23 protein-coding genes are annotated in these 23,006 nt (G+C 54.2%); 8 read left to right on the forward strand and 15 right to left on the reverse strand.

Annotated features, from left to right (window positions below):
• Positions 1 to 27: 27 nt before the first annotated feature.
• The 4 genes from FHW66_RS10370 to FHW66_RS10385 are packed head-to-tail and all read right to left on the reverse strand — an operon-like array spanning position 28 to position 4,073.
• Positions 28 to 2,271 (reverse strand): chemotaxis protein CheA, encoded by a 2,244-nt coding sequence (locus tag FHW66_RS10370; protein ID WP_183379721.1) that lies wholly within the window; start codon positions 2,269 to 2,271, stop codon positions 28 to 30.
• Position 2,272: 1 nt separating this feature from the next.
• Positions 2,273 to 2,593, reverse strand: a complete 321-nt coding sequence (locus tag FHW66_RS10375; RefSeq protein ID WP_183379722.1) for an STAS domain-containing protein — start codon at positions 2,591 to 2,593, stop codon at positions 2,273 to 2,275.
• Between the two features lie 9 nt (positions 2,594 to 2,602).
• Positions 2,603 to 2,974: a response regulator gene (locus FHW66_RS10380; protein WP_183379723.1), complete on the reverse strand. Its 372-nt coding sequence runs from the start codon at positions 2,972 to 2,974 to the stop codon at positions 2,603 to 2,605.
• Positions 2,975 to 3,029: 55 nt separating this feature from the next.
• Positions 3,030 to 4,073: a chemotaxis protein gene (locus tag FHW66_RS10385; RefSeq protein ID WP_370543442.1), complete on the reverse strand. Its 1,044-nt coding sequence runs from the start codon at positions 4,071 to 4,073 to the stop codon at positions 3,030 to 3,032.
• A 408-nt stretch (positions 4,074 to 4,481) separates the two neighbouring features.
• Here FHW66_RS10385 and panB point away from each other — a divergent pair, with 408 nt between their 5' ends.
• Positions 4,482 to 5,309: a 3-methyl-2-oxobutanoate hydroxymethyltransferase gene (panB, locus tag FHW66_RS10390; RefSeq protein WP_183379898.1), complete on the forward strand. Its 828-nt coding sequence runs from the start codon at positions 4,482 to 4,484 to the stop codon at positions 5,307 to 5,309.
• Between the two features lie 152 nt (positions 5,310 to 5,461).
• Here the strand turns inward: panB and can are convergent, their stop codons facing one another.
• The 7 genes from can to FHW66_RS10425 all read right to left on the reverse strand — a co-directional run bounded on the left by can (position 5,462) and on the right by FHW66_RS10425 (position 14,740).
• Entirely contained in the window at positions 5,462 to 6,151 is a 690-nt protein-coding gene (can, locus tag FHW66_RS10395; protein WP_183379724.1) for a carbonate dehydratase, read from the reverse strand.
• A gap of 103 nt (positions 6,152 to 6,254) precedes the next feature.
• The gene (gene dnaJ, locus FHW66_RS10400) at positions 6,255 to 7,385 is read right to left on the reverse strand and encodes a molecular chaperone DnaJ (protein ID WP_183379725.1); all 1,131 of its coding nucleotides are present in this window, start codon (positions 7,383 to 7,385) and stop codon (positions 6,255 to 6,257) included.
• Between the two features lie 315 nt (positions 7,386 to 7,700).
• A complete protein-coding gene (dnaK, locus tag FHW66_RS10405) occupies positions 7,701 to 9,650 on the reverse strand; it encodes a molecular chaperone DnaK (RefSeq protein ID WP_183379726.1) in 1,950 nt (649 codons plus the stop codon).
• Positions 9,651 to 9,778: 128 nt separating this feature from the next.
• Positions 9,779 to 10,384 carry a nucleotide exchange factor GrpE gene (gene grpE, locus FHW66_RS10410; protein ID WP_183379727.1) on the reverse strand — a complete coding sequence of 202 codons (606 nt, stop codon included), beginning with the start codon at positions 10,382 to 10,384 and terminating at the stop codon, positions 9,779 to 9,781.
• A gap of 570 nt (positions 10,385 to 10,954) precedes the next feature.
• Entirely contained in the window at positions 10,955 to 12,061 is a 1,107-nt protein-coding gene (hemH, locus tag FHW66_RS10415) for a ferrochelatase (protein WP_183379728.1), read from the reverse strand.
• A 67-nt stretch (positions 12,062 to 12,128) separates the two neighbouring features.
• Positions 12,129 to 13,775, reverse strand: a complete 1,647-nt coding sequence (gene recN / locus FHW66_RS10420; RefSeq protein WP_183379729.1) for a DNA repair protein RecN — start codon at positions 13,773 to 13,775, stop codon at positions 12,129 to 12,131.
• A 47-nt stretch (positions 13,776 to 13,822) separates the two neighbouring features.
• Complete coding sequence (locus FHW66_RS10425; RefSeq protein ID WP_183379730.1) at positions 13,823 to 14,740, reverse strand: NAD kinase; 918 nt, start codon at positions 14,738 to 14,740, stop codon at positions 13,823 to 13,825.
• A gap of 32 nt (positions 14,741 to 14,772) precedes the next feature.
• Between FHW66_RS10425 and FHW66_RS10430 the strand changes: the two genes are divergently transcribed.
• Together FHW66_RS10430 and hrcA are read left to right on the forward strand one after the other, a co-directional pair.
• Positions 14,773 to 15,471, forward strand: coding sequence for an HAD family hydrolase (locus tag FHW66_RS10430; RefSeq protein WP_183379731.1), 699 nt, complete (start codon positions 14,773 to 14,775; stop codon positions 15,469 to 15,471).
• Positions 15,472 to 15,530: 59 nt separating this feature from the next.
• The gene (gene hrcA / locus FHW66_RS10435; protein WP_183379732.1) at positions 15,531 to 16,553 is read left to right on the forward strand and encodes a heat-inducible transcriptional repressor HrcA; all 1,023 of its coding nucleotides are present in this window, start codon (positions 15,531 to 15,533) and stop codon (positions 16,551 to 16,553) included.
• 213 nt (positions 16,554 to 16,766) lie between these two features.
• On the opposite strand, the gene fur is transcribed toward hrcA, so the two are convergent.
• Positions 16,767 to 17,192 (reverse strand): ferric iron uptake transcriptional regulator, encoded by a 426-nt coding sequence (fur, locus tag FHW66_RS10440; RefSeq protein ID WP_183379733.1) that lies wholly within the window; start codon positions 17,190 to 17,192, stop codon positions 16,767 to 16,769.
• 80 nt (positions 17,193 to 17,272) lie between these two features.
• On the opposite strand from fur, the gene FHW66_RS10445 reads away from it, so the two are divergent.
• The 5 genes from FHW66_RS10445 (at position 17,273) to FHW66_RS10465 (ending at position 20,214) form a co-directional block, all read left to right on the forward strand.
• Positions 17,273 to 17,785 carry an outer membrane protein assembly factor BamE gene (locus tag FHW66_RS10445; protein WP_183379734.1) on the forward strand — a complete coding sequence of 171 codons (513 nt, stop codon included), beginning with the start codon at positions 17,273 to 17,275 and terminating at the stop codon, positions 17,783 to 17,785.
• Positions 17,786 to 17,807: 22 nt separating this feature from the next.
• Positions 17,808 to 18,614 (forward strand): 4-hydroxy-tetrahydrodipicolinate reductase, encoded by an 807-nt coding sequence (gene dapB / locus FHW66_RS10450; RefSeq protein WP_183379735.1) that lies wholly within the window; start codon positions 17,808 to 17,810, stop codon positions 18,612 to 18,614.
• Between the two features lie 147 nt (positions 18,615 to 18,761).
• Complete coding sequence (locus FHW66_RS10455; RefSeq protein ID WP_183379736.1) at positions 18,762 to 19,457, forward strand: MotA/TolQ/ExbB proton channel family protein; 696 nt, start codon at positions 18,762 to 18,764, stop codon at positions 19,455 to 19,457.
• Positions 19,454 to 19,885, forward strand: coding sequence for a biopolymer transporter ExbD (locus FHW66_RS10460; protein WP_183379737.1), 432 nt, complete (start codon positions 19,454 to 19,456; stop codon positions 19,883 to 19,885). Before FHW66_RS10455 ends, FHW66_RS10460 begins: the two co-directional genes overlap by 4 nt.
• 2 nt (positions 19,886 to 19,887) lie before the next feature.
• Entirely contained in the window at positions 19,888 to 20,214 is a 327-nt protein-coding gene (locus FHW66_RS10465) for a barstar family protein (RefSeq protein WP_183379738.1), read from the forward strand.
• Positions 20,215 to 20,244: 30 nt separating this feature from the next.
• Here the strand turns inward: FHW66_RS10465 and FHW66_RS10470 are convergent, their stop codons facing one another.
• From FHW66_RS10470 to FHW66_RS10480, 3 genes are read right to left on the reverse strand one after another with little or no spacing between them, the layout of a single operon-like run.
• Positions 20,245 to 21,066: a phosphodiesterase gene (locus FHW66_RS10470; protein WP_183379739.1), complete on the reverse strand. Its 822-nt coding sequence runs from the start codon at positions 21,064 to 21,066 to the stop codon at positions 20,245 to 20,247.
• On the reverse strand, positions 21,063 to 22,190 hold the full coding sequence (locus FHW66_RS10475) for an ABC transporter ATP-binding protein (protein WP_183379740.1): 1,128 nt from the start codon (positions 22,188 to 22,190) through the stop codon (positions 21,063 to 21,065). Before FHW66_RS10475 ends, FHW66_RS10470 begins: the two co-directional genes overlap by 4 nt.
• Entirely contained in the window at positions 22,187 to 23,002 is an 816-nt protein-coding gene (locus tag FHW66_RS10480) for an ABC transporter permease (RefSeq protein ID WP_183379741.1), read from the reverse strand. The genes FHW66_RS10475 and FHW66_RS10480 overlap by 4 nt, the downstream gene beginning before the upstream one ends.
• Between the last annotated feature and the right edge of the window lie 4 nt (positions 23,003 to 23,006).

The following is a 23,006-nucleotide window of genomic DNA, read 5'->3' on the forward strand; positions in this document are numbered from 1 at the left end:
CCCTGCCGTTCAGGCCTAACGAGAAGGTTATCCGGCCTGGTCTCCAGAAATCACGCCAAGTTCGGACCGTGTGCCCGATTCCCTCGCCTGGCTCTGCTCGATTTTTCCTGTCTGTGCAATCAGGTGCGGAACATCAAGAATCAATGCCACCCGGCCATCGCCCAGAATCGTCGAACCACTCAAGCCTTTTACTTTGCTGAATAGTTTTCCCAGTGGCTTGATCACTGCCTGACACTCTCCCAGCAGATTATCAACCAGCAAACCGGCACGCATTGCCCCGTACTGGACCACCACCAGACTCTTGCGCACAGTCTCCCGGTGCGGCAGGTCAAATAGCTCACGCAAGCGAATGAACGGCAATGGTTCGCCGCGCAAGGTCACTACATTGCGCTGTACCGGATAGGCAGACAAATTGATACATTCGACGACCAGATCAAGCGGAATGACAAACACCGCGCCACCAACGACCACCTGAAAACCAGCGATGATGGCTAGAGTCAGCGGCAGGCGAATACGCACCAGCGTTCCTTGACCTCGATTACTGAAGATCTCGACCTCGCCCTGCAGTGACTCAATATTGCGCTTGACGACGTCCATACCAACGCCGCGGCCCGACAAGGCTGTGACTTTCTCGGCGGTAGAAAAGCCTGGCTCAAAAATACAGCGGAATATTTCACTATCAGATGGTGTTTGCTCCGGGGAAATCAGACCCTGCTCAATCGCCTTGGCAAGGATTTTTTGCTTGTCCAGACCACGTCCATCATCGAACACTTCAATCACGACCGTTCCGGATTCATGCGTTGCATTGAGCCGCAGCACGCCTGTCTCAGGCTTGCCAGCGACCTTGCGCTCGGCGGCCGATTCAATCCCGTGATCGAGTGCGTTGCGCACAACGTGCACCAGCGGATCGGAAATTTTTTCGACCATGGACTTGTCCAGCTCTGTCTCGGCGCCAGTGACAATGAGCTCGATGTTCTTGCCAAGCTCACGCGCAATATCCCTTACCACCCTTGGAAAACGTTGAAACACTTCGTTGATTTGCACCATCCGCAAAGTCAGCGCCGCATCACGAATCTGCTCGACCAGATCTGAGATCGTTTGCGTTGCTTCATCAAAGCGCTGATCTTTCTTTTGCTTGGCGACCAGACTGGCACCGGCACCGGCGATCACCAATTCTCCGACCAGATCAATGAGCTGATCGAGTTTGGACACCTCGATCTTGATGAATTTCTGTTCCGGTGATTTTTTCTCGTCGCCCGCTCTGGCCCGCACAGCGGTCGTCGGGACGAGTGGTGAAATGTTGGCCCTAAGCTGCTGCGATGCTATGGCGGCAGTCGGGATGCTCTTCAGATTGACATCTCCGAGTGTCAATAACTGCCACTCCACATCCGTGAGCGCCTGGTGCTGACGCAGCAGCAAGCCGATGCTGTCGCGATCTGGCAGGCGGGCGAGCCAGCGACGATAGTCTCCCAGGGCCGCATGCGGCGGTAACAGCAGGATTTGACTATCCTCTTTTACAAATTCGAAGACGTTTTCAATGCTCGCCTGATCCGCTACGCTGTCAAAGCCCAGCTCAAAACCGAGATAACAGAGCTCGGGATCCATTTCCAAAGCCGCAGGCATTCCATCCTCGACTACATGAAGATAAGCCACGGTCCCCATCGTCAGCAAGTAACGCAGGAAGGAAAGCGGATCAAGGCCGTCTCGCAACATGCCGGGGCTGAAGCGTAGCGAAATGTGCCACAGTGGATTGGCAACATTGATGTCGGCGATCAGTTCGTGCTCTGCATCGGCACCAAGAGACTGCAATGACTGTGCCACCGAGGTCATCAGAGAAGGCGACGTTGGTGCAGTAACAGGAATTGATCCCCCCGTCAGCGCACGCTCCAGATAAGCATTAAGTGCAGCCTCCAGTTCGCTACGCAATCCTGGATCGGGATCCTGATCCTCGTTGCCCTCGGCAATCGCATCCACCAGCGCATCCATGTAGTCACCGCAATTGAGCAGCAATGACATCATGTTGTCATCCAGCGCAAGGATGTCGTTACGTACCTTATCGAGCAGGTTTTCCAGCAGATGCGTAAAGCTGACAATGCTGTCAAAGGCGAACAGCCCGGCGGAGCCTTTAATGGTATGGGCCGCGCGAAAGATGGCATTGATGGCATCGATACTGCGACCTTCGCTTTCGATCTGCAGCAAGGCCGCTTCCATCGCGACAATCAATTCTCTCGCCTCTTGCACCAGCGCGTCACGGGCAGCGTCTTTTTTCATTTCAGCTCCGCCCCGGTAGCGGTGCTATCGGGAAGATGTGCTGTAGCTGCAGCATCTCGATCATGTTTTCGATCGCCGGGCTGAAACTCTTGTATTGCATGCGTTTGTGCAGCGCGCCGGCCTCTCGACGCAACAGCAACAACAATTGCAGCCCGGCGGTATCGATTTCCTCGACGGCACTCAAGTCCAGCTCCAGCAAATCACCCGGAAGTGCCAACTGCTGCAATAGTTGATCCTTGTATTGACGCGCCTGAAAAATGGTGAAGCTGCCACTGATCTGCAGTAGCAGATGCCCTTCTTGGGTACTTTGTGTCAATGGCATGGGATCCTCCTATGGCAATATCAGCTTGGCTACCGCATCCAACAATACCGGGGGTAAAAAAGGCTTGTGTACCCAGGCACGCACACCGATCAAACGCCCCTCCTGCTTGCGGGCATCGGTGCTTTCCGTGGTCAACATGATCACCGGCGTGAATTTGTAATCCGGCAGCAGTTTCAGCGCACGCACGAAACTGAGACCGTCCATATTGGGCATATTGACGTCCGAGATGACCAAGTTGTATTTCCGTCCATCCAGTTTATTGAGCGCATCCTGCCCATCCATTGCTTCAACGACTTCATAACCTGCAATCTTGAGTGCCAGGCTAATGGTCTGACGCAAACTGAACGAATCATCAACGATAAGAATGGTCTTGGCACTCATGTGTTGATGCTCCACGGGCCCTGGTTATCAATCGGTTTCGTCATGACATGTCACATTAAAAAAAGTCGACCTGGGAATGCATCGATTTATCCGCTTGCTGCCCGGCATGGCGCTGACGTTGCTCGAGCGTGGTATAGGTCTGTGCCAGCGCATCCAGCCACTGCTGTGCCGCTGGCAATGGCGCACTGGTATTGAGCATTTGCTCCAGCTTGACCATGTCTTTCTGTACGTGATCGAGAATCTGACTGATACGATCCTGAAATTGCAAATTCACCAGAATGTCGCAGACTTCCAGATCTACTTCTCGGTTTTCACCTTCCAGTTGGTCTACTGTACCGCTGAGCTTGAGCGCTGACTGTCGAAAATCTGCAATCACGGTATCGATGACTTGATGTGAGTCAATTACCATCGAACTGGCCTCTGTATCGAGCTGCTTGCTGGAAGACAGCGCCACCGCTATCTGCGAGGCAATCATCCGGGATTTTTGCGTAATTGCCGCGCTGGAAGTGACAGACACTGCCATCAGCTCGCTTAATCGCCCCTGACTGCTGGCAAAGTCTGTCCCGGTTTGCTGGTCAAGATGACGATTCATGTCCTGAGCAAGATGGAGAATTTCATCATTGTGCTGGCGTAGCAATTCAATCTTCTGCAACAGGATATTGCGGGTCGACAAAACATGTTCCAGCGCCGCGGCAACGCTGCCAAGCTGCACTGCAGCGCTCTGGATAACCTGAGCGATATCACCATTTTTCCCCTCGGCCAGATTCAGTGCGCTAGCCAAACGCTGATGAATGCCGACAAAACGCACAACCAGCCTGTCGATGGCCTCCTGAGTCTGGACTCGTGCCAACTGGATGTTATCTCGCCAAGCTGGCACTACCTGCTGGACCAAGGTCGGCAACTCAGAATCAACCGTCGTCCCCGCCGGCACTAATACGTCATCTGATTGCCTCAAGGCAATCTGCCTGAATACCAGAATCACGGCTGCCAGTATCACCCCCCCCGCAATGGCGCCAACCCACCAAGTCGATGCCAATAGCGCAAGGAGCAATACATTACCCCCAAAAATCGCCAGCAAGGCGTGGTATCTGGACTTCACAATTTCCCAATCCGAATGTTAGTTTTTCTTGATTACATCAGTATCGCTGGCGAAACTCAACTCCTTGTGATATTCCGCTGCTGGGCTTACCGTAAATGCCAATAGTCGCAACAACAATGACAAGTCTTATTCTGCACTATTCGAGCGACGCATATCACGCTCAGCACCGGGGAACGTGACAAATATTGCCAAAATCTAACACTCCTGTCGCATGCAACAATGACCGGCTCGCGCCTTGGGTCAGTATGCGCTGACAACCCGGCGTCAATCTCCTACAATGCGGGCTCGCTGAGCACGCCAGAGATACCTGACAAGGCTTCTGGACTTCCCTGCGGGGACTGCAATTCACATTATTGATATCCATGAACATGCATCTGGCGCATTTTCATGAACCGAGGAGAAGCCACCATGGCAGCCTATTTGCAAGAGTCGCCCGAAATCCGCAAAAAAGCCGTTACCCGCCACACGCTGCAAACCATGCGCGATAAAGGCGAGAAAATCACGATGCTGACCTGTTATGACGCCAGCTTTGCTGCGGTGATGGATCGCTGTGGTATCGATACGGTACTCATTGGAGACTCCCTCGGCATGGTGTGCCAGGGCCATCAGTCAACCTTACCGGTCACACTCGACGAGATTGCTTACCATACTGCCAGCGTCGCACGCGGCAATACACACATGCTGGTGGTGGCAGACATGCCATTTGGTACCTATGCCACACCCACGGCAGCATTCGACAATGCTGTGAAATTGATGCAAGCGGGCGCGCACATGGTCAAACTGGAGGGCGGTGCCTGGCTCGCCGAGACCGTGCGCTTTCTGACAGATCGCAGTATCCCGGTATGCCCGCACCTTGGGTTGACGCCACAATCAGTGCACCAGATGGGCGGTTTCAAGGTCCAGGGCAAAACCGAGCAAGCTGCAGAGCGACTGCTGGCAGACGCGCTGGCCCTGCAGGATGCCGGTGCGGCATTGTTCGTGCTGGAGGCCATCCCTGCAACGCTAGGTGCCTCTGTGACGGCAGCTTTGCATATCCCCACCATCGGCATCGGCGCTGGCTCTGCCTGTTCTGGCCAGGTGCTGGTGATGCATGACATGCTTGGTGTCTTCCCAGGGCATAAAGCACGTTTTGTGAAAAATTTCATGGAAGGTGCCGGAAGCATTGATGAGGCTGTGCGCGCCTATGTAACGGCGGTCAAGCAAGAGCAGTTTCCGGCCAGCGAGCACTGCTTCTAAGACCCTGCTTTACCATGAATCCGCTAGGCACAAGCGATTTGTGCCTGCGCATGCCCAAGCAACGGTGCGTAAATCAAACGCGCGTAAAAAAGCCTGCCCGGCAGATGCCAGAGCAGGCTTTTTCGACTAGCGGAGAGCGTTCAATCAGGCAATCAGCTGCCCCCAGTCGCATTGGCCTTGCGGTACAAGGCAAGACTTTCTGACAGATAGCGATTGCATTCATCGGCATTACTGATGGTCGGCGACAACGCCTCCAGCAAGCCATCGTGCACGCCATACACCAAAGGATGGATGCTAAGTGCCTGCCCACGTTCCCAAGCGTCGGTCACGATTGTGGTACGGCAGATATTGGCGACCTGCTCCAGAACATTGAGTTCGCACAAACGATCGTGCTGATCGCCTTCGGATTGATGATCATGAAAGCAGTCGCTGTGCTTTTCGTGCACATCCTGGACATGTTGCAGCCAATTGTCAGCCAGACCAACGCGACGCTTATTCAGGGCGGCCTGCACGCCCGCGCAGCCATAATGCCCGCAGACGATCACATGCTTGACCTTCAAGACATCTACCGCAAACTGCAATACCGAAAGACAATTGAGGTCGGTGTGTACCACGACGTTGGCGATATTGCGGTGAACAAACAGCTCGCCCGGTTGCAATCCGAGCAGCTCATTAGCTGGTACGCGATTATCGGAGCATCCAATCCAGAAATATTCCGGCGAGCGCTGCGCACCCAGTCGCAGAAAGAAATCGGGATCGCGTGAAGTAATTTCGGTCGCCCAGCGGCGATTTCCTTGCAGCAACTGCTGCTGCACCTGGTCGTGTTGGCTTGGTGTTTTCATCGTCATCAAGAGCTGGTTCAAGAGCTGGTTAGGAGGTTGAGGATAGACTCTTCGAAACACAAGAAAAGGCCGACACCTTGGCAAACGTCATCGGCCTGATCCATTACTCGAAAAACTCCTTGACCTTATCCTTCCAGGTCTTGGTCTGAGGACTATGCTTAGCACCGCCCTCTGCTGTGAGCTTCTCGAATTCCCGCAACAGATCCTTTTGACGATCTGTCAACTTGACCGGTGTTTCAACGACCACATGACAGAACAAGTCACCGGCATAACCCGAGCGAACGCCCTTGATACCCTTGCCGCGCAGGCGGAAAGTCTTGCCGGACTGCGTACCCTCAGGAATAGTAAATGAGGCACGACCATTGAGTGTCGGCGCCTCAATCTCGCCACCCAATGCTGCCTTGGCAAACGAAATCGGCATTTCGCAATGCAGGTCATCACCATCACGCTGAAACACTTCATGCTGCTTGATGTGGATCTCCACATACAGATCACCTGGAGGACCGCCGTTCATGCCGGGCTCACCATTGCCTGACGAGCGGATCCGCATACCGTCATCGATACCCTCAGGAATCTTCACTTCCAGCGTCTTGTTGCGCTTGAGGCGGCCGGCCCCGGCGCAAGTCGGGCATGGTTCTGGAATGACTTTTCCGCTACCGTGACATTTGGGGCAAGTTTGCTGAATGCTGAAGAAACCTTGCTGCATCCGCACCTGGCCATGACCACCGCAGGTTCCGCAGGTCGTTGGGCTGGTACCGGGTTTAGCTCCCGAGCCGTGGCAGGTATCGCACTCATCCCAGGAAGGTACGCGAATGGTGGTATTGAAACCGTGAGCCGCCTGTTCCAGCGTGATTTCCAGGTTATAGCGCAAGTCGGCGCCACGATAGACCTGCGGTCCCGAACTGCGACCTCGGCCACCGCCACCACCACCTCCGAAGATATCGCCGAAGATATCGCCGAACGCATCCGCGAAACCACCTGCGCCACCACCGCCGCCGCCCATGTTCGGGTCAACTCCAGCGTGACCATAGCGATCGTAAGCATCGCGCTTTTGCGGATCGGACAGCATCTCGTAGGCTTCCTTGACCTCCTTGAATTTCTCTTCCGCCCCCTTGCTGTCAGGGTTGCGATCAGGATGGTATTTCATCGCCAGTTTGCGATAAGCCTTCTTGATCTCTTCCTCGGTCGCATTCTTCGCTAGACCCAGGATTTCGTAAAAGTCACGTTTTGCCATGTTTTATACCACCTTGTTATTGGACATTTCCTGTCCCTGAATCCGATCAGTGCGCAGCCAACAGCACATCAGACATACCTGCGCGATCAGCTCAACGCATGCCCTGTCAAATCACGTGCTGAACCGAAGACAAACAACCGGATACAAACTTCAGGAACCGATGAAACCAACAATGTGAAAAAGCCGAGAGACGATTTTGCAACCGTCTGACTCGGCGTGTCATGCAGCAATGCTGCCTGACGTATTGCTTGAAGTATTCCTGTAGCAGGTCGCACAAGAGCGCGCCGCTGCCAGCGCGCTCAGTTAATTCGCCAGTTACTTCACTTCCTTGAAGTCAGCATCGACAACATCGTCATCCTTTGGACGCGCCTCACCGGCACCGGTAGCACCTGCTGCACCTGCACCATCAGCCGCGCCGGCTGCACCTGCAGCTTGCTGCGCCTGTTGATCGGCATACATCTTTTCACCGAGCTTCTGAGCGGCAACCGACAATGCTGCGGTCTTGGCATCGATTGCTGCCTTGTCATTGGCCTTCAACACGTCTTCCAGCTCCTTGACAGCGGCTTCAATTGCCTCCTTCTCGCCAGCATCGAGCTTGTCGCCGTACTCGGTCAGTGCCTTGCGCGTCGAATGTACCAGTGCGTCGCCCTGATTGCGGGTTTCAGCCAATTCCTTGAGGCGCTTGTCTTCTTCAGCATTCGCCTCGGCATCACGCACCATCTTTTCGATCTCATCTTCAGTCAGGCCAGAGTTCGCCTTGATGGTGATCTTGTTTTCCTTGCCGGTGGCCTTGTCCTTGGCGCCTACGTGCAAAATACCGTTGGCATCGATGTCGAAGGTCACTTCAATTTGTGGCGTGCCACGTGGTGATGGTGGAATACCTTCCAGATTGAATTCGCCCAGGCCCTTGTTGCCCGACGCCATTTCGCGCTCACCCTGATATACCTTGATGGTAACCGCTGGCTGATTGTCGTCTGCTGTCGAGAAGACCTGGCTGAATTTGGTCGGGATGGTCGTGTTCTTCTTGATCATCTTGGTCATCACGCCGCCCATGGTTTCGATACCCAGCGACAGTGGTGTCACGTCCAGCAGCAACAAGTCCTTGCGTTCACCGGACAATACCGAACCCTGGATCGCTGCACCGACTGCCACCGCCTCATCCGGATTGACGTCCTTGCGCGGATCCTTGCCGAAGAATTCTTTGACCTTTTCCTGCACCTTAGGCATCCGTGTCATACCGCCGACCAGAATGATGTCGTCGATATCAGTCACTTTTACGCCAGCATCCTTGATGGCAATACGGCATGGCTCGATGGTCTTGCTGATCAGTTCTTCAACCAGCGACTCCAGCTTGGCACGGGTGATCTTGAGATTCAGGTGAACCGGCGCGCCATTGGCCATGGCGATGTAGGGCTCATTGATTTCAGTTTGTTGCGAAGACGACAGTTCGATTTTGGCACGTTCAGCCGACGCCTTAATACGTTGCAGCGCAATCGCATCCTTGGAGAGGTCAAGACCGTTGATCTTCTTGAATTCGTCAATGATGTAATCAATGATGCGTTGGTCGAAGTCTTCACCGCCGAGGAAGGTGTCACCGTTGGTGGACAGCACCTCAAACTGCTTTTCGCCATCAACATCGGCGATTTCGATGATCGATACGTCAAACGTGCCGCCGCCGAGGTCATAGACGGCGATCTTGCGGTCACCCTTTTCAGTCTTGTCCAGACCGAAGGCCAACGCCGCAGCGGTTGGTTCGTTGATGATACGCTTGACTTCCAGACCGGCGATACGACCAGCATCCTTGGTTGCCTGACGTTGCGCATCGTTGAAATAGGCTGGTACGGTGATGACCGCTTCGGTCACTTCTTCACCCAGATAGTCTTCTGCGGTCTTCTTCATCTTGCGCAGGACTTCAGCAGAAATCTGCGGTGGCGCCAGCTTGTTGTCGCGCACGCCGATCCAGGCGTCACCATTGTCTGCCTTGACGATTTGATAAGGCATCAAGGAAATGTCTTTTTGCACTTCCTTTTCTTCAAATTTACGACCGATCAAACGCTTTGCCGCATAGATGGTGTTCTTTGGATTGGTGACCGCCTGACGCTTGGCAGGCGCACCGACCAGGACTTCGCCATCTTCCTGATAAGCAATGATCGAAGGCGTTGTACGCGCGCCTTCGGAGTTCTCGATAACTTTTGGTTGACCAGCTTCCATGACCGAAACGCACGAATTGGTTGTACCCAAGTCAATACCAATGATTTTTCCCATGATTTTTCCTCTGTTCCTTAAATCCCCTTGCGAAGGGGAACAACAATGATTTTGATAGTTTTAATATGTGGAGGGAAATTCTGCTTTTCAAGCGCTTAAAACGACATAAAAAGCAAAATTTATGCCGCTTATTTCCCCTGAGCCACGGTCACCAGCGCAGGACGCAACAAACGGTCGGAAATCGTATAACCCTTTTGCAATACCACCACGACAGTATTGGCCTCCTGCTCGGCCGGTACTGCAGATATTGCCTGATGCTTCATCGGGTCGAGCTTTTCACCGGCCTGCGGATGGATTTCCAGCAGCTTGTTCTTTTCAAAGGCGGACGACAGCTGTTTCAATGTCATATCCACACCTTCCTTGAGGGACTCAACCGAAGGCGTTTCGATTTTCAATGCCATTTCGAGACTGTCCTTGACTGCAAGCAGCGACTCGGCAAAACCTTCAATTGCAAATTTGTGCGCACGGCTGATGTCGTCCTGTGCACGACGACGAATGTTTTCAGCCTCTGCCTTGGCGCGGAGAAACGCGTCTTGCATTTCAGCAATTTTAGCTTGCGCAGCCAACAATTGCTCCGCGAGATTACCCGCTGCAGCCACAGGCTCGACAGGCGATTCACTTGCCGCTTCGGCTGTCGCCTGTTGCGCGGAGGAATCCTGAGTCGCCTGAGCTTGCGCTGCGGACTCAGCAGGATTTTCTGCCTGACTTTCCGTTTGTTTTTCGGTCTCTTGCATAATTAATCAATCTCCAACTTTAATGCGTATTTGATGGTCAGCGCCCTGTGCGCATGCGGTTCCACATTGGGCTTGCCCCTAATAAATCAAGGGGCATTATCGACAAATGATGGGTCAATTCGGTGGCTACCAGCATGACGCAAGGAATTTTTTTGCTCAAAACGCATGGATCGCCTAGGGCAATCTAACTAAACGTTCTAAGCCCGCCCTAACGTCCAGTTACAAAATTTACTAGAATGAGCTTAACAGTTTGCGGTGCAACATTTATGATTAAACCGAAAGCTTACTTACCCCTCATTCCAAGGAGGCGTCATGAAATTGCCGCTTATCTCCGCCACTATTCTTGCATACGCTCTGCTTGCTGCTGCCTGGATCAGCTATTCACAACTCGTTGCCCTGTATTGACTATTCGCAATACGAGGAAAGCATCGAACGATCCCGCAAAGCAACATTCGCACCAAACCCAGCCGTATATTTTAACAGCCTGGCTGCTGGAAACATGATTTCCAGCCTCTGCAACACGAGCTTACCAGGCGCATGACAGCAGACGAATCTGCTATGTCTGTACAATTATTGCGCGGCGCCAAGCAGACGTGCCTGTTCAGCTGAGATTTTTGCCTGTCTGGCCTCTTCTTCTCGCCAGGCACTTCCCGCCACCGTGGGCCACCCATGCAGGTGCTGCTCGACAATTTCCATCATGCCCTGGGCCCATGGCGCGGAGTCATTGAGACAAGGAATAAAACGAAACTCCTTCCCACCTGCAAGCAGAAAATCCGCCTTCACCTCGAGCGCTATTTCTTCTAGCGTCTCCAGACAATCGCTGGTAAAGCCTGGGCAAATGACGTCGACTTTTTCCACCCCCTCCTGGGCCAGCTTTTGTATGATCGGCGCGGTGTAAGGCTGGAGCCATTCCGCCTTGCCAAATCGCGACTGAAACGTCACCAGATACTCGCCCTCACTCAAGCCCAGCGCCGTCGCCAGCAGTCGAGCCGTCTTGTAACATTCGCAATGGTACGGATCGCCCAGCATCAAGGTCCGTTTAGGAACACCGTGAAAACTCATGATCAGCTTCTCGGGCCGACCATAGGCGTCCCAGTGCACCAACACCGAGGACTTGAGCGCATGAATATAAGCTTCATGATCGTGATAATGCTTGATCAGACGCAGCTCAGGCACATTACGCACTTTGGCAAAATGCGCGAATACCGCGTCAAAAATGGAGGCAGTCGTGGTTCCCGAGTACTGGGGATAGGCGGGCAATATCACGAGCCGGTCACAACCCTGCACTTTGAGTTCATCAAGTACACTTGGCAAAGACGGCTGTCCGTAGCGCATGGCATAGATCACTTTGACACGATGCCCGCGCGACTGCAGCTGTTGCTGCAACAAATTGGCCTGACGTTCGGTATTAAGCTTCAGCGGAGAGCCTTGCGGCGACCAGATCGACGCATATTTTTCGGCCGATTTACCGGAACGCAGAGGCAGAATAATCAGATTCAGGATGAACCACCAGAGTGCACGTGGAATTTCCACAACGCGTGGATCCGAGAGAAACTCCTTCAGATAACGCCGCACCGCTTTGGCTGTCGGTGCTTCTGGCGTTCCCAGATTGACCAGCACAACCGCAGTCTGTGTGCTGGTCCCGTGAACATAAGGTGGTTCTTTGCGAAAAGACATGGAGAGCCGCTTCCTTAAAATCGGGTTCAGTTAGCTTAAAAAATGCGTGGCCTGCTTTGGCAATTTGCTAAAGCGCCAGCAGTTCACGTGCGTGCTTGCGCGTTGTTGCCGTAATTTCCAGGCCACCCAGCATACGGGCGATTTCCTCGATACGCGCCTTGGCGTCCAGCGCGGCGATCTGCGACAGGGTCTTGCCATCTGCATTGCGTTTGCTGACCTGATAATGCTGATTGCCCTGACTTGCCACCTGCGGCAAGTGCGTAACGCACAGCACCTGACGCTCCTGACCGAGCCGTTTGAGCAGACGTCCAACCACTTCGGCAACACCACCACCAATACCGCTGTCGACTTCATCGAAAATCAATGTCGGCGTCGCCGTTGCCGACGAGGCAATCACCGAAATCGCCAGAGCGATCCGGGCCAATTCACCGCCGGAGGCGACCTTCGCCAGCGGACGCGGTGCCACACCGGCATGCCCCGCCACCAGAAACTCCACCTGCTCAATGCCAAATGCAGCCGGTTCGCACGGTGTCAACGCAATCGCGAAACGACCTCCGGTCATACTCAGATCCTGCATCGCGGCAGTCACGGCAGTACCTAGTGCCTGCGCGGCTTTGGTACGCTCAGCAGATAGTTTCTCTGCCGCGGCCAGGTAGGCGGCGCGCAGCTTTTCTTCTTGTGCCAGCATCGCATCGAGATCGCTGGCATCGGCTAGCTGCGAGCGCTCTTGCGCCAGACGTTCATGTTCCTGCGGCAATTGCTCCGGATCAACACGAAACTTGCGCGCCGTGGAATGGATCGCTTCGAGTCGCTGTTCAACCTGCTGCAAACGGGAAGGATCAAGCTCCACACGCCCCAGATAATCATTGAGCGCATAGACCGCTTCCTGCAACTGAATCTGAGCCGGCTCCAGCGCATCGAGTACCGGCTTGAGCGCAGCATCGACATCGGTGAGCTTGGTCAGCTTCTGGTTCAGGGACGATAACTGCGACAGAATAGGAAAATCCGATTCCGAGATCGCCGACAACGCTTCCTGCGCACCATCAATCAAACTGGCGGCATGCGACAGCCGACTGTGCTCATTGCTAATATCCACCCATTCGCCCGGTTTGACGGCCAGCTTTTCGAGCTCATTGACCTGCCAGTCGAGACGCTCCCGTTCCATCAGCACGTTCTTCGCATTGCGTTCAAACTCTTCCCGTTGGCGGGCCAGATTGCGCCAGATCTTGAAGGCGACCGCAACAGCTTTGCCTGCGTCAGTCAATCCAGCCTGACTGTCCAGCAACTGGCGCTGGGCATCGGCCTTGAGCAGCGACTGATGGGCATGCTGCCCGTGAATATCAACCAGCAATTCACCTAACTCCCGCAATTGCGTCGCGGTGGCGGCAATACCATTAATATAGGCCTTCGAGCGACCAGCGTTATCAATCACGCGGCGCAGCAGCACATTGCCCTCATCATCGGCAAACTCGTTAGCCTGCAGCCAGGCCGAGACCTCATCATTCGCCGAAAAATCAGCACTGATATCCGCCTTGCCTGCACCTTCACGCACCACACTGGCGTCGCCACGACCACCCAGTGCCAGCGTCAGCGCATCAATCAAAATCGACTTGCCGGCGCCGGTTTCACCGGTAAACACGGAAAAGCCAGGGGCAAATTCGAGTTCAATGGCATCGACAATCACAAAATCACGAATCGACAGAGTACGCAGCATGGGATCGGAAGAAAGGTTTTTTTGAAAACAGTTGGTACAGCAGGCGCTTATTGTAGACGGCCTTCTGCAGAGGGGTATTCGTTCCAGTGCAATTTCTGGCGCAGCGTGTCGTAGTAGCTCCAACCATGTGGATGCAGGAAGGTAATTTTATGCTCGGAGCGCTTGATGACGATCCGGTCACCATAGGACAGACTAGTCAGCGATTGCATGTCAAAGTTGGCACTAATATCGCGGCCATTTACGACTTCAATCAGAATTTCACAGGAATCCGGGATGACAATCGGCCGGTTCGACAACGCATGCGGTGCGATTGGCACCAGCACAATACCGTGCAGACTGGGATGCAGAATCGGACCACCAGCCGACAGCGCGTAGGCGGTAGAGCCGGTAGGAGTAGCGACAATCAAGCCATCTGAACGCTGGTTGTACATAAAGCGGCCATCAACCTTGACCGTCAGCTCAACCATACCGGAAGATGCTCCACGCGCAACTACCACGTCATTGAAAGCCAGCGCATGAAAAATCTGCTCGCCTTCTCTGAATACGGTGGCCTCCAGCAGGGAGCGAGTTTCCGCCTCCACCTTTCCATCCAGCATATCGGCCAATACCGGTATCATTCGGTCTAGCGAAATATCGGTCATGAAGCCAAGACGTCCCTGGTTAATGCCGATCAGCGGTACGTTGAATGGTGCCAGCTGACGAGCAATACCGAGCATGGTACCGTCGCCGCCGACGACAATGGCAGCATCGGCGAACTGGCCGATCTGCTCCGGCGTCATGGCTTCATAGCCGTCCAGCCGGACATTCTGAGCAGTTTCTGCTTCAAAGACGATGGTATGCCCGTGTGCTTCAAGAAATGCTGCGATATCGGACAAAGACTGCGCAATCCCGACGGCATGAAATTTGCCGACGATGGCGATGGTTTTCGGCGTTGCCGCCTGCACGGGTAATTTGATAGGCCACATGCTGCGGATTAGAACATAAATTGGAAGATTTGATGAACAAAACAAGCATCAAGGCAGTCCTGTTCGACCTGGACGACACCCTATGGGCGATTGAGCCCGTTCTGGTGTTAGCCGAGCAGCAACTGTATGCCTGGCTGCAACAACACGCCCCTGCAGTGACGGCGCAGCACACTATCAGCAGCCTGCGTCAGCGCAGGCAGTTGCTGGCACAACGCGAACCAGCTTACCGTATCAATTTATGGGCGCTGCGGCACACGGTACTCAGCGAGGTACTGGCCGAATGCCACGAGGACGTTACGCTGGCCGACCCGGCAATGGAATTGTTCAGTCGCGCCCGCAATGCAGTCAACCCGTTTGATGATGTGGTACCGGGCCTGCAAAGCATGAAATCAAGTCTGAAACTGGGTACGGTATCGAATGGTTTCGCCGACCTTGGCGTCATCGGACTGGCCGGACACTTCGAGGTCTCTATTGCGGCCCATCAATTCGGCACTGCAAAACCGGATCCGAGTATTTTTCATGCCGCCTGCTCGGCGCTCGACGTCGAGCCAGCGCATACGCTCTATGTCGGCGACGACCTGACGCTTGATGTCCTCGGCGCCCAGCAGGCCGGCTTGCGTGCGGCCTGGATGAATCGCTTTGCGCGAGAATTACCGGCTGAAATACAACCCGACGTAGTCTGTACCAATCTTCATGAACTGCAGCATTGGCTAGGGCTAACCAGTGTTTGACAAGGAATACAGAACAGGAAACCCTGGCAGCACTGCCGCCCGATCGTTAGAATAAAGAAATGCAACTAGATAACCGCGCCCAAACCCTGCTCAAAGCTCTGGTCGAACGCTATATTGCCGACGGTCAGCCGGTCGGCTCGCGCGCGCTTTCCAAGATTTCCGGACTGGAGTTGTCGCCGGCAACGATCCGTAACATCATGGCCGATCTCGAGGAAATGGGCTTTGTTGCCAGCCCGCACACGTCGGCTGGCCGCGTACCAACACCGCGCGGCTATCGGGTCTTTGTCGATACCCTGCTGACCATCGAAACTATCGACGAAGCAGCGCTGGAAACACGACTTCAGACTCGTCTGCCCATCAACTCACCGCAAAAGATCATCTCCAACGCAGCGCAGGTGCTGTCTTCGCTCTCTCAGTTCGCCGGAGTGGTCATGACGCCGCGACGTGAATCCGTGTTTCAGCAAATCGAGTTTCTGCGCCTGTCCGAGAAACGCATTCTGCTGGTGATCGTGGGACAGGGAGGGGATGTGCAGAACCGGCTGCTACTGACTGAGGTTGATTACACTCCGTCACAATTGGTACAGGCGGCCAACTTCATCAATCAGCACTACGGCGGACTGAGCTTCGACGAAGTGCGTCTGCGCTTACAAAACGAGCTGCGACAATTGCGCGACGATATGAGCCAGTTAATGCAGTCGGCCGTGGAGGCGGGAAGTGACGCCATGAGTGAAGATTCTGACAGCGTGGTCATCTCCGGTGAACGTAACCTGTTGAGCGTGGCAGACCTTTCCTCCAACATGAGCTCGCTGCGCAAACTGTTCGAAATGTTCGAGCAGAAGACCAGTCTGATGCAATTGCTCGATGTCTCCAGTAAGGCCACAGGAGTACAGATCTTCATCGGCGGTGAATCGCAGTTGGTGCCGATGGATGACATGAGCATCGTCACCGCTCCCTATGAAGTCAATGGCAAGATTGTCGGCACGCTGGGAGTGATCGGGCCAACCCGGATGGCTTACGAACGGGTTATTCCGATCGTCGACATCACCGCCAAACTGCTCTCGAGCGCACTCAGCAATACCTAAGCAAAATCCAAGAAACAACCAGTCAACAACCAGTTGTTGCAATTGCCTTACCTTGCTTAACATTGCGCAGAGCAAAATCAAACGAAAATAAAAAAGCCATCCAGAAGATGGCTTTTGTTTGCTTGGCTGTACTTCTGGCTCTGTGCTTTGACAGGCCAACGAAATTGGAGCGGATCAGGTGGTGCAGCTTATTCTTTGCTAGTCTGTACCAGCTTATTTCTTGTCTTTTTGGCAGTCTTTGCAACGACCGTACAAGGCCAGAGCGTGGTCGGCGATCTCGAAGTTGTGCTCCTGAGCGATCTTAACCTGACGTTTCTCGATTTCAGCATCGAAGAACTCTTCCACCCTGCCGCAGTCAAGACAAACCAGATGGTCGTGGTGAGATCCTTCGTTGAGCTCGAACACAGCTTTACCAGTTTCAAAATGATTGCGCTGCAAGAGGCCGGCCTGCTCGAACTGGGTCAATACGCGGTAAACCGTTGCCAATCCGACATCAAGATTGTCGGCCAGCAAAATTTTATAGACATCTTCTGCACTCAAATGCCGGACTTCAGTGTTCTGGAAAATTTCAAGGATTTTGAGCCGTGGCAGAGTCGCTTTGAGGCCGCTGGCTTTGAGTTCGGATGGATTATTAGGCATGTTTCAGTAAAAGTCAGATGATCTGCTTTATCATATAGCGTTTTAGCATAATTGCTCAACCAATTGAAATCTTTATGCAAATGTTGCCTTCATCCCGTATAACCGCACTGGCACTGATGGTGCTGACCACCCTGGTGTCCGGTTGCGCCACCAAGAGTCCGGCCGATAACCAACCGTCCTCTGCGTCCTCCAACGGGGTGCAAGTTGTCAAGGGCAAGGGCGGCCTGTTCGGCCTTGATTTTCTGACACCTTATCGTGTCGACATCCAGCAAGGGAACTTTGTCTCGAAAGAGATGGTGGCCCAACTGCGTCCAGGCATGACCAAGGATCAGGTGCGTTTCGTACTTGGTACGCCGCTCCTGACCGACCTGTTCCACTCCGATCGTTGGGAATACGAATTTCATCTACTCAAGCGTAATGGTGAACTGGTGAGCAGCCGCGTATCCGTCTTTTTCAAAGAAAATCTGCTGGAAAAGTTCGAGGGTGGCGACGATCTGCCAACCGAGTCGGAATATCTCTCGATGATTGCCGGCAGCCACAAGGACGCAATGCCGGAAACCTCCGATACCCCACTTGCCCCGTCTCCAAAGTAATCAACGCTAATTTTTGAGCAACATGACACAACTGAAAATCGCCATCGCTGGTGCATCTGGCCGCATGGGACGTATGCTGATCGAAGCCGTGCAGCAATCCGATGACATGATCCTCACTGGCGCTCTCGATGTACCCGGCTCCGCCAATCTCGGGATTGATGCCGCTGCATTTCTTGGTACGCCAGCCAACGTCCTGATTGAATCCGATCTGGAAAAAGGCTTGCGTGGTGCGGATGTACTGATCGACTTCACCCGTCCGGAAGGTACCGTAAAGCATGCGCAATACTGTGCGGCACACGGCATCAAGATGGTCATTGGCACCACTGGCCTGGAAGCTGAGCACAAGGAAGTGATCGCTGCTGCGGCACAAAAGACAGCCATCCTGCTCTCGCCCAACATGAGCGTCGGTGTCAATGTCACGATGAAATTGCTGGAAATGGCAGCCAAGAGCTTCGCTGAAGGCTATGACATCGAGATCATCGAAGCCCATCATCGGCACAAGGTCGATGCACCGTCGGGAACAGCCCTGAAAATGGGTGAAGTCATCGCCGAAGCACAGGGCAAAAAGCTTGAAGATGTCGCCGTGTATGCACGCGAAGGCATCACTGGTCCACGAGACCCTTCCACCATCGGCTTTGCAGCCGTACGCGGGGGCGATATCGTGGGCGACCATACTGTCCTGTTTGCGGGCATTGGTGAGCGTATCGAAATTACCCACAAGTCCTCAAGCCGTGTCACCTACGCCCATGGCAGCCTGCGTGCCGCACGCTTCCTGGCAGAGCGGTCAAACGGCTTGTTCGATATGCAGGATGTGCTGGGTCTGAAATAAGTCGTTCTGCCTGCAATTGCGTCACGGAGTTGACTGATTGCAGCGTGCAGCTTGGTGCAAGACGGCGATGCCATCTTGCACGCAACAATCGGAAACCTATTGTTCAACATGTACGTGTAGTACAAAAAACAGGCACTAGAGAAAACCATGGAAGATAGCGTTGGATTTGCCCATTACTGGGCGCAAGGTGATGCGGTTTCGCACTCGGTCGCTTATGTTCTGCTGCTGATGTCGATCGCCAGCTGGTTTTACATCCTCGCCAAGACCTGGAGCTCATGGCGCATTCGTCGCAGCAGCAATGCACTCGAGAGCTTCTGGAAGGCACCCACACTGACCTATGCGATCGCGGTCATGCAGCAGATCGATAGTGAAGAAGTCTATACACCGCTGGCCTTGCATGCCGAAGAAGCCGCGAGCATCTCCTCCAAGCAGCAAGGCACACCATCGCTAAACTCATCAACCGATCCAGGTGAACTGATCACACGCACTTTACGCCGTGAAATCAACCGCGTTTCAGCACGACTCGAACGCGGGCTGACCCTGCTGGCATCTGTCGGGTCGACGGCGCCATTTGTCGGTCTGTTCGGTACGGTATGGGGTATTTATCATGCACTGGTCGCGGTATCGAGCAGCGGCACCGTCCAGATCGACAAGGTGGCTGGCCCGGTCGGTGAAGCGCTGATCATGACGGCACTGGGTCTGGTAGTGGCGATCCCGGCCGTGTTGGCGTACAACGCCTTTACCCGTATCAATCGTCTGACATTGGCAGAGCTGGATGGCTTTGCCCATGATTTGCACGCTTATCTGACCACCGGTGAACGCGTGAACAAGGGGCAAGCATGAGTTTCGGCGGCTTCAACGATAACCAGCACAGCGCGCCGATGGCGGAAATCAACGTCACCCCGATGGTTGACGTGATGCTGGTATTGCTGGTGATCTTCATTCTTGCAGCGCCGATGTTTACACACGCCTTGCAACTGGATTTGCCCACGGCAAAATCCAATCCGTCACCAGAGAAGCCGCAAACTATCAGCATTTCCATTGATGCGGCAGGAAAGGTTTATTGGCAAGACCAGCCCGTCAGTCTGGAAGGTCTCAAGCAGCGTATGGTCGTCGCTGCGCGCCGTGAACCACAACCCGAAGTACAGCTGCGTGCCGACAAGGCAACCCGCTATGAAATGATTGCCGAAGTCATGTCCGCAGCACAGGTCAACGGGCTGACCAAGATCGGTTTTGTGACCGATCCCAAGCCTGATCCGGCCAAACAATAACCATGGCAACCGCACGCCTGAACGGCGAACTCATTACCGACTGGGATAGTTTTCATGCCCACTGCGCAGCAGTTTTTGGATTTCCAGAGTTCTACGGCAACAACATGAATGCCTGGATCGACTGCCTCAGTTATCTGCGCGATGACGATGGCATGAGTCAATTCGTGCTGCAGCCAGACGAAGTGCTGACCATTGAAGTGACCCACAGCGACAAGCTGCGCCAGGCAGCGCCTGAGATTATTGACGAGCTGCAATTCTGTGTAGCGATGATCAACGAGCGCTGCGAAGATTATGAAGAAGCAGCGACGCTGAAACTGTCGCTGCTCTGATGAATACCGCCTAACATCCTCAGATTTCGATCAGTCAATCAGCGCATCACCGTCGTAAAACGGATAAGGGCCGTCAAACTGGCCGATGACAGCGGTATGACTGATCATTCCGGCATCCTGATCCCATACATGCAGCTGGAATCCCGGAGGTTCCATAACAAACTGGGATGCCGCCTCATCCGACAAATCCAGCACCACCTGATGCGCCACGCCAGGACAGGTCGACGCAATCGTGCCACCGAACCGGACCTGTATTGGTCGGTGTAAATGACCGCATAAAACGCGCTCCACCTGAGGATGACGCTGGACCACTGCAGCCAGTGCCTGTGGTTGTGCCAAACCAATCTTATCCATATGGCCGATACCCGTCTTGAACGGCGGATGATGCATGACAATCACGGTCGGCCGCAGCGGCTGTTGCGCGAGCACTTCATCGAGCCATTGCAGGCTTGCCTGCGGCAACGCGCCATTGCTTTGTCCGGGAATCACTGTATCGAGCGCAACGATGCGCACTGGATGTTGTTCGATCACATAGTCAATCCGTTCGGTCTCGCTTTGCCGTAAATACGTGTGCTCGGGAAACGCTGCACGCAATGCCTGTCGCTCATCATGATTGCCGGGCAACAGGTAATACGGCATCTGCAGTGGCGCCAGCAGAGTACGTAACATGGCGTATTCATCGGGGTGTCCAAAGTCGACCAGATCACCAGTGAACACCACCAGATCCGGGCGCTGGGGCAGTGTATTGACCTGCGCTATACAGCGCCGCAAGCTCTCAGCGGTATCCACCACGCGATAGGATTTCTTGCCGTGTGCCTTGATATGTAAATCGGAAATCTGACAGAGAATCATGATGGCACTCCTTGATTGTCAGTTGGTGATGGCAACACACCCAACATGGCCTGCGGCGCAATGCGCAAGTTGACACGTTCGCCGGCGTGCCAGCTGACACGACCACTGGCATCGACGATGATCGGCAAAGCTTGCCCGACATCGATCATCAGCCGGGTCCTGTCGCCCATGAAGAAGCTCGACATGATGCATCCATCCAGTCCTTCGCCGCTGCCATCAGGTACCGCAAGCTGGACATCTTCCGGCCGAAACATCGCCGTCGCCTGCGCTCCATGTTGCAATGGCGTTTGCTGCTCAGGCAGCGCCAAGGTACCGGCAACAGTTTGCAACTGACCATCCTGAACCGCACCGCTAATCCGATTCATGTTGCCAATAAAATCAGCAACAAACAGGTTGGCAGGCTGATAGTAGATCTCTTGCGGGCTACCAATCTGCGCAATCCTGCCGCGCTCCATGACCACAATGCGGTCACCCAGCGCCATCGCTTCACCCTGATCATGGGTGACATAGATAGCCGTAATGCCGAGCTTGCGTAGCAGGCTATTGAGGTCTGCCCGCAACGATTCGCGCAACTTGGCGTCCAGCGCCGTGAGCGGCTCGTCAAGCAGCAACACTCTCGGTTCGACAGCTAATGCGCGCGCCAGTGCGACTCGCTGTTTCTGCCCGCCAGAGAGTTGATCAATCCGACGCTGAGCAAAGCCCTGCAATTGGACCAACTCCAGCAAGTCATCAATGCGGGTCAAGCGTTCAGCGGCAGCGATGCCACGAATCCTGAGTCCGTAGGCAATATTTTCACCAACGGTCATGTTGGGGAACAGTGCGTAGCTCTGAAACACCATGCCCACACCACGACGTTCAATCGGCAAGTCAGTCACATCTTCGTCGCCAAACAGGATACGACCACCGGCATCCGGAAACTCCAGCCCGGCAATCATCCGTAGCGTGGTGGTCTTGCCACAGCCGGAAGGTCCCAGCAAGACCAGTGTCTCACCGGGATGCACTTCCAGATCAATTGGCTCCAGCGCAGGTGCGCCGTTGCCGAAGGTTTTGGAACACTGGATCAGCTTGATCGAGACTGATCCGGAATCTGCTTTGGATACTGTATTGGAAACTAACGCACTCATAGTCGTACTCTTGCTTGTGTAGTCTGCGTGACCCATTGCATGGCAATCAGCAGGGGAATAATCATGAACAGAAAGATCAACGTATAGGCTGACCCGACTTCCAGCCGCATGGATGCGTAGCTGTCAGCCAGCCCAACCGGCAGCGTCATGGTCAGCGGCGTGTGTAACATCCAGGTGATATTGAATTCACCAATGGACAAGGTCACCACCATGAGTGCACCCGCCAGAATGCCCGACATCACATTGGGAATCACCACGCCAAGAAAGCGTTGCAGGCGCGTCGCACCAAGGCTCGCAGCAGCCTCCTCCAAAACGGCCAATTGCGAGGATTGCATCACTGCCAATACGGGCCGTACCATGAAGGGCAAAGTGAACAGGACATGGCCGATCAGAATGAATACCATGCTGCCGCGCAGCGCGCGATATTGCCCATAGGCCATGATCAATGCCAATGCAGTCGCCAGCCCGGGCACCGCTACCGGCATCATTAGTAACTCCTCGAACAGTCTCGCCACACGGCTGTTGCCACCCCGATAGCGCGCCAGCATGTAGGCCAGCGGCACACCGAGCAAAGCCGTCACGACCAGACAGGCGAGTGCGATCACGATCGAGCGCCAGATGGTCAATTGATAGGTGTTCCAGACCTGCGCTACCCAGCGCAAGGTGAAGCCGCTGGACAGACCGACAAATACGTTATCGGTCAGTCCCGCCAGTACCGACAGGAATACTGGCACGATCAGGAAGGCACACACTATCAGCGTAAAACTCAATTGCAGATAGAACCGCAGTACCTTGGAGGTTTGTCTCTTCATCGTC

Origin of the sequence: Herbaspirillum sp. Sphag64, assembly GCF_014192645.1 — a bacterium.
Classification (GTDB): Bacteria; Pseudomonadota; Gammaproteobacteria; order Burkholderiales; family Burkholderiaceae_D; genus Herbaspirillum.

Excerpts from the sequence above, each read along its gene's own strand:
- FHW66_RS10370 (WP_183379721.1), bottom strand. The coding sequence starts at position 2,271 with ATGAAAAAAGACGCTGCCCGTGACGCGCTGGTGCAAGAGGCGAGAGAA.
- FHW66_RS10375 (WP_183379722.1), bottom strand. The coding sequence starts at position 2,593 with ATGCCATTGACACAAAGTACCCAAGAAGGGCATCTGCTACTGCAGATC.
- FHW66_RS10380 (WP_183379723.1), bottom strand. The coding sequence starts at position 2,974 with ATGAGTGCCAAGACCATTCTTATCGTTGATGATTCGTTCAGTTTGCGT.
- panB (WP_183379898.1), top strand. The coding sequence starts at position 4,482 with ATGGCAGCCTATTTGCAAGAGTCGCCCGAAATCCGCAAAAAAGCCGTT.
- can (WP_183379724.1), bottom strand. The coding sequence starts at position 6,151 with ATGAAAACACCAAGCCAACACGACCAGGTGCAGCAGCAGTTGCTGCAA.
- dnaJ (WP_183379725.1), bottom strand. The coding sequence starts at position 7,385 with ATGGCAAAACGTGACTTTTACGAAATCCTGGGTCTAGCGAAGAATGCG.
- dnaK (WP_183379726.1), bottom strand. The coding sequence starts at position 9,650 with ATGGGAAAAATCATTGGTATTGACTTGGGTACAACCAATTCGTGCGTT.
- grpE (WP_183379727.1), bottom strand. The coding sequence starts at position 10,384 with ATGCAAGAGACCGAAAAACAAACGGAAAGTCAGGCAGAAAATCCTGCT.
- hemH (WP_183379728.1), bottom strand. The coding sequence starts at position 12,061 with ATGTCTTTTCGCAAAGAACCACCTTATGTTCACGGGACCAGCACACAG.
- recN (WP_183379729.1), bottom strand. The coding sequence starts at position 13,775 with ATGCTGCGTACTCTGTCGATTCGTGATTTTGTGATTGTCGATGCCATT.
- FHW66_RS10425 (WP_183379730.1), bottom strand. The coding sequence starts at position 14,740 with ATGTGGCCTATCAAATTACCCGTGCAGGCGGCAACGCCGAAAACCATC.
- FHW66_RS10430 (WP_183379731.1), top strand. The coding sequence starts at position 14,773 with ATGAACAAAACAAGCATCAAGGCAGTCCTGTTCGACCTGGACGACACC.
- hrcA (WP_183379732.1), top strand. The coding sequence starts at position 15,531 with ATGCAACTAGATAACCGCGCCCAAACCCTGCTCAAAGCTCTGGTCGAA.
- fur (WP_183379733.1), bottom strand. The coding sequence starts at position 17,192 with ATGCCTAATAATCCATCCGAACTCAAAGCCAGCGGCCTCAAAGCGACT.
- FHW66_RS10445 (WP_183379734.1), top strand. The coding sequence starts at position 17,273 with ATGTTGCCTTCATCCCGTATAACCGCACTGGCACTGATGGTGCTGACC.
- dapB (WP_183379735.1), top strand. The coding sequence starts at position 17,808 with ATGACACAACTGAAAATCGCCATCGCTGGTGCATCTGGCCGCATGGGA.
- FHW66_RS10455 (WP_183379736.1), top strand. The coding sequence starts at position 18,762 with ATGGAAGATAGCGTTGGATTTGCCCATTACTGGGCGCAAGGTGATGCG.
- FHW66_RS10460 (WP_183379737.1), top strand. The coding sequence starts at position 19,454 with ATGAGTTTCGGCGGCTTCAACGATAACCAGCACAGCGCGCCGATGGCG.
- FHW66_RS10465 (WP_183379738.1), top strand. The coding sequence starts at position 19,888 with ATGGCAACCGCACGCCTGAACGGCGAACTCATTACCGACTGGGATAGT.
- FHW66_RS10470 (WP_183379739.1), bottom strand. The coding sequence starts at position 21,066 with ATGATTCTCTGTCAGATTTCCGATTTACATATCAAGGCACACGGCAAG.
- FHW66_RS10475 (WP_183379740.1), bottom strand. The coding sequence starts at position 22,190 with ATGAGTGCGTTAGTTTCCAATACAGTATCCAAAGCAGATTCCGGATCA.
- FHW66_RS10480 (WP_183379741.1), bottom strand. The coding sequence starts at position 23,002 with ATGAAGAGACAAACCTCCAAGGTACTGCGGTTCTATCTGCAATTGAGT.